This window comes from Mammaliicoccus sp. P-M59 (assembly GCF_022386135.1).
Lineage (GTDB): Bacteria > Bacillota > Bacilli > Staphylococcales > Staphylococcaceae > Mammaliicoccus > Mammaliicoccus sciuri_A.
Window position 1 is genome coordinate 1 of record NZ_JAJNJJ010000027.1, and the last position, 852, is coordinate 852.

The following is an 852-nucleotide window of genomic DNA, read 5'->3' on the forward strand; positions in this document are numbered from 1 at the left end:
GCTTTTGCTTTAGCGTAGACTTCTTTGAGTTCATCCCTTGCTCTAGTTTCTTCATCTGGGTCAAACCCTCTCCACGCTAATTTTTCATCGATTGTAATACTTATCCATTCCTCATACTCATACGCCATAGTCATTCACGCTCTTTAATATAATCAATCAATTTAATAATGTAATACGTAGCATATAAAGTTATACCTGACCAAAATAAAAGAAGCACAATTAAAAAACTAATTGTTATACGAACTTGTTCATACATTTAATCACGCTCCCTACTCATGTCATCAATAATGTTTTGTATGTCGTAATTGCCTTCTAACTCATCTATCTGTGTGCCAATATTTTCTAAAACATCAAACTGCCCTGCTCTATAATCTGGCACATGATCTCTCACTTCTGGATAAACAGAAATGATGTTACGTTCTACGTTGGACTTTAACTTGTGCCACATGTTTTCATAGTTTTTCTTTGGCATTTATTCAGCCTCCAAATCAAACAACTTTTGATTATTTTCTTCTAAACTTTTAAACAACATTTCCATATGCTCTTTTGGATAATTCCCATCATTTCTGAGACGCATTTTATATTCAGCTTTCATATTATTAATCGCTTGTTTCATATGCCACCTTGTTAGATGTTTAACATCATTTGCAAATTCATCTGACATTGCCATAATATCTCCACTATCTTTTGTGTCGTATATAACAGGTCTAACTTCTAATGGTCTATTGAATGTCTTGTTGTAATCTGTAATTGCCCATTTGAGTTTTCTTTGTAAGTCGAAGAATGATAACTGTTGTATTTCTTCGATAGTTAGATTAAATAATGCCATGTCATTCACGCTCTCCTATCCCT

General features: G+C 33.3%; 2 protein-coding genes. Both read right to left on the minus strand.

The window, feature by feature from the left end; translation table 11 throughout:
* Positions 1-256: 256 nt before the first annotated feature.
* Entirely contained in the window at positions 257-472 is a 216-nt protein-coding gene (locus tag LQ617_RS15730; RefSeq protein ID WP_239740788.1) for a hypothetical protein, read from the minus strand.
* Positions 473-829: a hypothetical protein gene (locus LQ617_RS15735; RefSeq protein WP_239740789.1), complete on the minus strand. Its 357-nt coding sequence runs from the start codon at positions 827-829 to the stop codon at positions 473-475.
* Between the last annotated feature and the right edge of the window lie 23 nt (positions 830-852).

Bases quoted from the DNA above. Each gene is read 5' to 3' on its own strand.
- LQ617_RS15730 (WP_239740788.1), bottom strand. From the start codon at position 472: ATGCCAAAGAAAAACTATGAAAACATGTGGCACAAGTTAAAGTCCAAC.
- LQ617_RS15735 (WP_239740789.1), bottom strand. From the start codon at position 829: ATGGCATTATTTAATCTAACTATCGAAGAAATACAACAGTTATCATTC.